Source organism: Mycobacteriales bacterium, assembly GCA_040902655.1.
Classification (GTDB): Bacteria; Actinomycetota; Actinomycetes; order Mycobacteriales; family SCTD01; genus SCTD01.
In genome coordinates this window covers 45,490-53,928 of sequence record JBBDWV010000001.1, presented here as the reverse complement: position 1 = coordinate 53,928, position 8,439 = coordinate 45,490, and the positions used below count along the sequence as shown (strand labels likewise).

Annotated in this window: 7 protein-coding genes; 2 read left to right on the top strand and 5 right to left on the bottom strand. The window is 70.9% G+C overall.

Annotated elements, in window-relative coordinates; genetic code table 11:
- Positions 1 to 140: 140 nt before the first annotated feature.
- On the bottom strand, positions 141 to 1,415 hold the full coding sequence (locus tag WD794_00340; protein ID MEX2288759.1) for a type II toxin-antitoxin system HipA family toxin: 1,275 nt from the start codon (positions 1,413 to 1,415) through the stop codon (positions 141 to 143).
- A complete protein-coding gene (locus WD794_00335; GenBank protein MEX2288758.1) occupies positions 1,415 to 1,708 on the bottom strand; it encodes a helix-turn-helix transcriptional regulator in 294 nt (97 codons plus the stop codon). The genes WD794_00340 and WD794_00335 overlap by 1 nt, the downstream gene beginning before the upstream one ends.
- Positions 1,709 to 2,164: 456 nt before the next feature.
- Between WD794_00335 and WD794_00330 the strand changes: the two genes are divergently transcribed.
- Entirely contained in the window at positions 2,165 to 3,625 is a 1,461-nt protein-coding gene (locus WD794_00330; protein ID MEX2288757.1) for a Fic family protein, read from the top strand.
- A 12-nt stretch (positions 3,626 to 3,637) separates the two neighbouring features.
- Here WD794_00330 and WD794_00325 read toward each other — a convergent pair whose 3' ends face one another.
- Both WD794_00325 and WD794_00320 read right to left on the bottom strand, forming a co-directional pair.
- Positions 3,638 to 4,357 carry a DUF2470 domain-containing protein gene (locus tag WD794_00325; GenBank protein MEX2288756.1) on the bottom strand — a complete coding sequence of 240 codons (720 nt, stop codon included), beginning with the start codon at positions 4,355 to 4,357 and terminating at the stop codon, positions 3,638 to 3,640.
- A gap of 133 nt (positions 4,358 to 4,490) precedes the next feature.
- On the bottom strand, positions 4,491 to 5,057 hold the full coding sequence (locus tag WD794_00320) for an aerial mycelium formation protein (protein MEX2288755.1): 567 nt from the start codon (positions 5,055 to 5,057) through the stop codon (positions 4,491 to 4,493).
- Positions 5,058 to 5,229: 172 nt separating this feature from the next.
- On the opposite strand from WD794_00320, the gene WD794_00315 reads away from it, so the two are divergent.
- Entirely contained in the window at positions 5,230 to 7,329 is a 2,100-nt protein-coding gene (locus tag WD794_00315) for a DUF4388 domain-containing protein (protein MEX2288754.1), read from the top strand.
- A gap of 98 nt (positions 7,330 to 7,427) precedes the next feature.
- On the opposite strand, the gene WD794_00310 is transcribed toward WD794_00315, so the two are convergent.
- Entirely contained in the window at positions 7,428 to 8,438 is a 1,011-nt protein-coding gene (locus tag WD794_00310; protein ID MEX2288753.1) for a folate-binding protein, read from the bottom strand.
- Between the last annotated feature and the right edge of the window lies 1 nt (position 8,439).

Below are 8,439 nucleotides of genomic sequence, written 5' to 3'. Positions count from 1 at the left end.
AGATCATCGGCGTGGGACATGTCCTCATAGTACTCGAACGCACGTTCGAGTCAAGTGCGTACAGTTCCTTGTATGGCAGCGCATTGCGCCGCGCTTGCCTTTGCCGCCGCTTCCGCAGAGCAGGCGCTGCTTGACAGCCGTCAGCCGATCCTTGCTCGGAGAGCGGCGCAGCGGTCACCGACAAGCTCGACCAGGCGCTCCGGCAGCGCGCTGTCCAGGGCAGTCACGCTCTCGTCTGCGGCGGCGGTCGCCAGGGCGTCTGGCAACTGCCCAGCCAGGATCGCGACTCGTGCCAGTAGCCAGTCCGCGTCGAGTGCGAGCTGGGCGGCTGCCTTGCGCCAGTGATCGGTCGTGACGCGCGCGGCGAGGTACTGCCCGCCAATGCGCATGGCCATCTTGAACTTCCCGGCGTAGAAGTCCTCGTAAGGCAAGACGCTGGCGACGTCGTAGAGCGGCGCAAGCCGCACCTGATCCTGGCTGAGTAGCAAGGAGTAGTTCTTGGCGTGGGCATCTGGTCCGGCGAGCAGCCAGTTGAGGGCAAGCGCTTCCGCGAAGCGCTCGCGAGCCGTATGCGCTGCCGGCTCACCGATGCACCGTGTCAGTAGAGCGGCGGCGGCCGGGACCGACGGCCCGTTGTCGCTCTCGTACTTCTGGGTCGGGTCGACGCTCAGCGCTTGGCACAGGTCCTCTTGATGTACGCGCACGACGTCGTCGCCTCTGATTGCGCGGTCGTACCGCTCGACACAGATCGCCCGCTGGTCGCCTACGGACACGACGGATGTCCGAGCCGCAAGGACGCCGACGCGACGCGCAGCCTGCAAGCAGAGATGCTCGTTGAGGTCGTGTTGGTCGAGGCCCTGGATCGCTGGCTTGAGGATGTGTGTCGTGGCCGAGTCGCCGTACGGACGGCCCCAGCGCAGGCCGTCCAACCGTAGGGCGATCTTCGGCTGCGCACCGGCCAGACTCCACCGGCCTGCTGCGCCGCGCGTACCGAGCCAGGCCGTGTGATCGGCGCGGACTTCGCGAAGCAGTTGCTCGACGTCGGCGTCGGACAGCCACTCGACGCCGGACGGGGTGACTGTCTCCGCGTCCTTCTCCGGCACGAGACGGAACCGGCCTGGCACGTCGCGGCCGACGACGGCGAGGAGGCCCATCGGGTGCTTGGTCGTGGTGTGGAAGGTACGGGCCCATCGCGTCAGCACGCGGTCGTTGTCGGGTAGCAGTCCCCACAGCCAAGGATGAACAACGTCGTGACCGTGCTCGACCCTGCCGAGGGGCATCGACACCGACAGCGGCGTTGCTCCTGGAGTGCTCAGCCACTGATCGTCGTAGCGAAAGGTGATCTCGCCCCCGGCGCGTACGAGTACGCCGACGCAGCGCGTGCCGTCCAGAACGACAAGCCGACTGGCCGCCATCAGGCCGATCCGGCAAGGTCACGCAGGTGGGCATCGAGGTCGATGTCCGCTGAAGTGACGCTGCGGCTGACAGTGGCGGGCTCGGGGGCGTCGGCCGTCAGGGGCACGCCCAGGGTGGTGAGGACGCGCAGAACCAAGCCGAGCTCCGCCCGCATCTTTCCGGCCTCGAGCTCAACGATCCACCTGCGACTCACCCCAGCCGCCATGGCGAGATCCTGCTGAGTCATGCTGCGTCGCACCCTCGTGGCACGTACGAACGCGCCGAGGTCGCCAGCCGTCTCGATACGGGCCATCGCATTCCCCTCGCGGCACGGTTGTGCACGTGCGTGCACCTTCACCATTGTGCACGCTCGTGCTCATCGCGGCAAGGGCCTGTGTGTACGAGCGTGCGCTCGCTGTGATGTGCACGCTCGTGCACAGGAGCCTGGGGCACGTCGCCTGCGCGCACTGATACGGGTTCGGGTGCAGGACGCGGGACTCATCAGATTCTCTCGCGACGGCGCGACGGCGCGACGTCGCGACGTCGTGACTGAGGCCAGCCGTCGGTCAGCGTCACGCAGCAGTACGTCGAGATGTGCGTTGCATTTATTTGACCGCCGGGTATTCGAATGGTCAAGTAAACGCTCAGAAGGCTCCCCCTGAACCCTGTCTACCGGAGGGCTGGTTGCAAGAACCTGACCGACCAGCATTCTCTCGATCAAGGATCTGCGACGGAGGGCAGGCTTGTGGCCCGTCCATGGAACACACTGGTGTTCAGCGGGGATGCCGACCCTGCCGTGCTCAGCCGCGCCGTAGGCCGGGGCACACTCCGCCGCCTCGCCAGCGGCATCTACACCAGTGTGGTCGACCTCGAGCCCGAACGGGTAGTCGCGCGCCACCTCTGGGAGATCGTCTCCCACGAGATGCCCGGTGCCGTCCTTGTCGACCGCACCGCGGTCTCGATCAGCCCCTATGACGGCGCCATGCACGTCGACCACCCGCGAACCCGGCCCCTCGAGCTGCCAGGCTTGCGTGTACTACCCCGACGAGGACCAGGTCCGGTCGAGGGCGATGCGCCGTTCATGCAGACGTCGCTGTACCTGTCCTCACCGGCCAGGCAGCTGCTGGACAATCTGGCGCGCGGACGCGGCGCCACAGCACGCACGCTGTCCGACGCTGAGGTCGAGGAGTGGCTGGACCGCGTGGCCGCCGAGCGCGGCGCGGCCGCGATGACCCGGCTGCGTGACGAGGCCCGCGCGCTCGCGCCCGTCCTCTCGCGGCAGAAGCAGCTGGCGCGCCTTGACGCCCTCATCAGCGCAGCACTCGGCACCGGGGATGCGGACGTGCCACGGACGGCACGGCTTGCAGCCCGGGCCAAGGGCCAGCCCGTGGACGCGACGCGGTTGGACGCCTTCCGAGCACTCGCCGGTGAGCTGGCCGACTCAGGCCCGGTGGTGCTGCCCCATCTGCCCGAGGACCGCCCGCGCAGGGCGCTGCTGCCGTTCTACGAGGCGTACTTCTCGAACTTCATCGAGGGAACCGAGTTCACTCTGGATGAAGCGGCTGGCATCGTCTTCGACGGGGACATCCCGACCGACCGTCCAGCAGACGCCCACGATGTTCTCGGCACGTACGAGATCGTCGCCGACGACGACCAGATGCGCCGTGTCCCCTCGAGCGCCGACGAACTCGAACAGCTACTCCTTGCTCGGCACGCCGCCGTCATGCGCAGCAGGCCGGACAAGGGCCCGGGCACCTACAAGACCCGGCCCAACCGAGCCGGCAACAGCCACTTCGTGGCACCTGAACTCGTCATCGGCACACTGCGCCACGGCTTCGAGCTCATGAGCGGCATCACCTCGCCCTTCCAGCGCGCCGTGTACATGATGTTCCTGATCTCCGAAGTGCATCCCTTCGGGGACGGCAACGGCCGGGTCGCCCGGATCATGATGAACGCCGAGCTCGTCACAGCCGGCGAAGTCAGACTGATCATCCCGACGGTGTACCGAGAGAACTACCTCGCCGCGCTGCGTGCTGCCACCCGCACCGGCAACTACGCGGCCCTCGCGGACACGCTTGCGTTCGCCCGCCGGTACACCGCGCAGGTTGACTTCAGCAACCGTGATACAGCCGAGCGAGATTTGACACAGACGCACGCCCTGCGCGACGCGCGAGAGGCCGAGGACGCCGGACTCCGGCTGATCCTGCCGTCACGGCTCACGCAGCGCTGACCCCCGCCGTGTTCAGTGCCGGCCTCCCTCAGCGTCGCCGGCACGGGAATCTGCGGAATCCGGGCACCGGTCGACGGCGGCCGGGCGGGACGCTGCGCAGCCGCAGCGCACGTTCAGCAGGCGGCCGAGACCGACCGGCAGGTCCCGCGGCTCCGCCAACGGCGCCGGGAAGGGCAGCCGGACCCGTCCCGCACCGCCGCCTCCGACGCCGACGACGGTGAGACCGCCGGCGTCCAGCCCGATGGCGTACGCGAAGGCGGCACGGTGGCCCCGGTCGCGGACGCAGGCCGCGAGAGCGTCGGTGTGGCCGGCGTTCAGGTGAGCGAGCACGGCCGGCGCGGCGTCCCGCAGCGGGTCGGGATCGGCCGCTGCGTAGGCCGCCCCGCCGAGCAACACGGCTGGGTTACCGACCCGGACGGCGGCGACCGCCAGGTGGAAGACGAGGCCGCCCCGCTCGCCGAGCCCGGGCAGCCGGCGCACGCTCCCGTGCAGCAGCACCGGCTCACAACCATCAGGCTCGACGTGCAGGCTGGCCACCGGCCGGGCGAGCAGTTGCCGGGCCGCGATCGTGCTCCGGGCCAGTTGGACCTCCACCGTGCCGTCGGTCCGCGCCAGCACGGTGACGCTGCTGGTGTGCCGGCTGCTCGGTCGGCGGTCGTACGTGGTGAGCGACCCGAGGCGGGCGCAGGCGACCGAGATCCTTGCCTGTACGGCGACATCGCTGCCGGCCATGCGTACCGGCTCCTCCTTGTGTCCCGACCCGGGCGTGGTCCAGGGAGGTGCTGCACGCCTTGGTCGCAACTCGCTATTAGGGGAGCCTAACCTTACCTAGCGTTCTGTGGGTGTCAACCTGCGGGGTCTGCGTTCACTCCGCCTGCGTGGGCTGCTCGGCGAGCAGCGTGTCGACGTCGGCCTCGCCTTCGCGGTAGCGGCGGGTGATCTCGCCGCTGCACGTATCCATGACCGCCTGCACCGCGCGGCGCTTGCCCGAGATGGTCTGCTCCTCCTCCGACAGGGTGCGCATCGCGTGGGCGAGCTCGTCGGTCGACCGGGCCGCGGTGTCGGACAGGTCGACGTTGGCGACCAATGCCTCGACGTACCGGCGGTGGCTGTCGGCGCGGGACGGTTCGACGGTGGAGTGCCGGCCGAGGCCGCGGGCCGGCGTGCGTGGCTCGTCGGCCAGGATCGTGGCCAGCCCCTCGACGAGGGTCTGCGTCGAGGAGCTGTCTCGGCGGTTCAGCTCGGCGCGCAGGATGTCGAGCCGGCCCTGGATCATCCGGCGCAGGTAGGACAGGTCGACCTCCTCCTGCTCGGCCTCGAGCCGCAGCTCGCGCACCTCCGCGAGCGGCAGGTCACGCAGCCCGTCGAGGAAGTCCTCGGCCAGCACGCGATCGATGCGCCGGCTCCCCTGCGCGGTGCCTTCGACGCTCACGCCTGCTCCTCACTGTCCGCGAACCGGGTGTTCGGGTCCCATCGTGGCAGATGCACTGACGGGCCGGCCCGGCGCGCACCCGTTGACCCGTACGGCTCAACGTCGGGCGGGTGCGTGCCGATGCTCGTCAGGTGCGCCACCGCGTACCCAGGGGCGGAGAGGAGGCCGGAGCGTGCTGAAGGGCAACCTCGGCTCCACGCCCCTGCCCGAGGTGCTGCGCTCGCTGGCCCACGGCGCCGCGACGGGGTGCGTGCACGTCGTGGACGGGGCCGGCGAGGTCGCGAAGGTCTATCTGCGCGGTGGCCGTGTCTACGCCGTCAATGCACCCGGCAAGCGCCCCCAGCTCGGCTCCCGACTGGTGTCCTCCGGCGCCCTCGGTCCCGAGGCCCTGGCCGAGGCACTCGAGGCCCAGCGCACCGAGCTGCAGGGCTGGCGGCTGGGCGAGCTGCTGGTCCACCTCGGATACGTCGACCAGCCGGTCGTCGAGGACTTCGTCAACGAGCAGGTCCGGGCGTCACTGTCGGATCTGCTGCGGTGGCAGCACGGGACGTGGAAGTTCCGCGTCAACGAGCGCACCCGCGAGGATGTCGCGCCTCCGGCCGACGTCGAGACGCTGCTGGACGAGATCGAGTCCCGCGACGGGGTGTGGGCGCAGATCGCGCAGGCGGTGCACGGTCCTGATGCCGTTCCGCTGCTGTCGGCCGGTGACACCGCGTCCGCCGAGACCGAGATCGACCCGGACGCCTGGTCGCTGATGTGCAAGGTCGACGGCGTACGCACCATCACGGAGTTGGCCCGCGAGTGCGGCTTCACGCTCTACGAGGCCGGCCAGGTCGTCTACACGCTGGTCTCGGCCGGGCTGCTCGAGGTGGAGGAGGCCGCGCTCGAGGCGCCGGGCGGTGCCGACGCGTCGGACGGTCCCGACGCGTCGGACGGTCCCGAGGTGCCGGACGGTTCCGAGGTGCTGGACGCCGCGACCTTCCTCGCCGAGGCATCCGCCGCGACGACTCCCCCTGCCGAACTCGCGGCCCGGCTCGTATCCACACTCACCGGGCTGGGGGTCCCGGCTCCACGCGAGGAGCCGGCGCGCTCGCTCGAGCTACCGGCTGACAGCGCTGTGGTCGACGGCTCCATTTCGCGGGTCTCGGAGGCGCTGGCCGCTCTCCTCGGCCCCGCAACAGCGAGCGATGACCTATTCGGTGCTCCCATACGCCGACCGGCCACGCCGGCGCCCGAGCCCGAGGATCCGAGGAAAATCGAGCGGGACCGTCGGGCGGCGGTCCGCCGCGAGCGTGACGCCGAGGAGCTGGCGGTCGCTCAGGCCGAGCTCGAGGCGGCCAAGGCCGCCGACGTCGCGGAGTTCGAGGCGCTGCACGGCGAGGACCACGTCGCCGAGGTGGTGAACCTCCAGGATGTACGCGCCGCAGCGGAGGCGCAGGCAGCAGCCGAAGCGGCGGAGCAGGCACGGCTCGCCGAAGAGGCCCGGCTCGCCGAAGAGGCGGAGCGCGCACGGCTCGCGGAAGAGGCGCGACTGGAGGAAGAAGCCGCCCAGCAGGCAAGGTTCGAGGAGGAAGTCCGGCTCGCGGAAGAGGCCCGGCTGGCAGAGGAAGCCCGGCTGGCAGAGGAAGCCGCGCAGCAGGCACGGTTCGAGGAGGAAGTCCAGCTCGCCGAAGAGGTTCGGCTGACGGAAGAAGCACGTCTCGCGGAAGAGGTCCGGCTAGCCGAGGAGGCCGCGCAGCAGGCACAGCTCGAGGAGGAAGCCCGGCTCGCCGAGGAAGCACGGCTCGCCGCGGAAGCCGCCGAACAGGCACGTCTGGACGAGGAAACACGGGCCGCGGAGGAGGCCCAGCTGCTTGCCCAGCAGAGCGAGCAGTCGCGCCGTGATGAGCAGGCAGCGGCCCAGGCTGCGGCCTTGGAGTTCGCCGCGTTCACCGCTGACCTGGACGACCCGTCGAACCAGCTGCCGCCCAGCATCGATGCCGAAGCCCAGGCTGCGGCCTTCGCCGAACTCAGCGCCTCGGCCACGATGGTGGCTCCCGCCGAACCGGCACCGGCACCGGCACCGGCACCCGCGCCGGTCTACGAGCCCGATGTCCAGCCGGTACCGACCTACGGTCACCACGACACCGACACGGCCGCGCTGCTACGCGAACTCACCTCGCTGGGCCTGGACGACGACCCGCCGCTGCCACCCCCCACCCGCCCCGCCACTCCGCGCCCCGTCGCTCCGGCCGTCCCGAAGAAGAAGAAGGGCCTGTTCGGTCGCGGCTGACCAGCCCGTCCGGACCTCAGACCGCCCTGGAGCGCACCGCCCAGGCTGATCCCGCCAGGGCTCCCCACGTTCCGGCAGGAACGCCACCGCCGACCACGTCAGCGCAGGCGCATCAACCGTTCGCGCGCTGCCGCTGCCTGCCGAGCCGGCGACAGCGGCGCCTCGTCGGCTGGTTCCGGGTCCACCCGGGCGGCGACCGTGCCCGCCGTCAGCGCAGCCTCGTCGGGGACCTGCCGCTTGACCAGCGCCAGCGCGATCGGACCGAGCTCGTAGTGCCGCACTGCGGTGCCGACCCGGCCGACGGTGCGCCCGTCGAGCGTCACGTCGTCGCCGGCCGCAGGCAGCTCGCTGTCGGAGCCGTCCAGGTGCAGCAGCACCAGCCGGCGCGGCGGCCGGCCCAGGTTGTGCACCCGCGCGACCGTCTCCTGCCCTCGGTAGCAGCCCTTGTCCATGTGCACCGCGGAGCCGAGCCAGCCCACCTCGTGCGGGATCGTGCGGTGGTCGGTGTCCAGGCCGAGCCGGGGCGATCGGCCGGCCACCCGCAGCGCCTCGTACGCCATCACTCCGGCGAGCGGAGCGTCGTGGGCCGCGACGTCGGTACGCGGGACCAGCCGCGGCGCGGGATCGGCCACCACGGCGTACGAGGACGTCACGTCGCTGACCTCGACCTGCAGCAGGAAGCGCATCCGGTCGAGGAAGTCGACGAGTGCGCCGGCCGTGCCCGGCTCGACGTGCGCGAGGACCGCCTCGCCGTCGTCGATCAGGTGCAGGTGGTGCTCGACGTGGCCCTGCGGCGAGAGCACCAGCGCCTGCGTCGACTGGCCGGTCGGCAGGGCGGTCAGGTGCTGGGTGACCAGGCTGTGCAGCCAGCTCAGCCGATCCGGGCCGGCGATGCGGACGACGCCGCGGTGCGACAGGTCGACCCGCGCCTGCCCGGTCGCGAGGCGCCGCTGCTCGGCGTAGGGGTCGCCGTAGTGCGCGGCGACACCGGCGTCCGGCGGGTCGGCGGGGACGGCTCCGGGGCGGGCGAGCAGGGGGGAGGTCACATTGGTGCGAAGGCGTGACGCGGGAGCGGTGTTCCCGGACGCGCCGCGGCCCCTCCCGGAGATC

What these genes read in the sequence shown, in the direction of transcription:
- WD794_00340 (MEX2288759.1), bottom strand. Translation starts at nt 1,415, where the DNA reads ATGGCGGCCAGTCGGCTTGTCGTTCTGGACGGCACGCGCTGCGTCGGC.
- WD794_00335 (MEX2288758.1), bottom strand. Translation starts at nt 1,708, where the DNA reads ATGGCCCGTATCGAGACGGCTGGCGACCTCGGCGCGTTCGTACGTGCC.
- WD794_00325 (MEX2288756.1), bottom strand. Translation starts at nt 4,357, where the DNA reads ATGGCCGGCAGCGATGTCGCCGTACAGGCAAGGATCTCGGTCGCCTGC.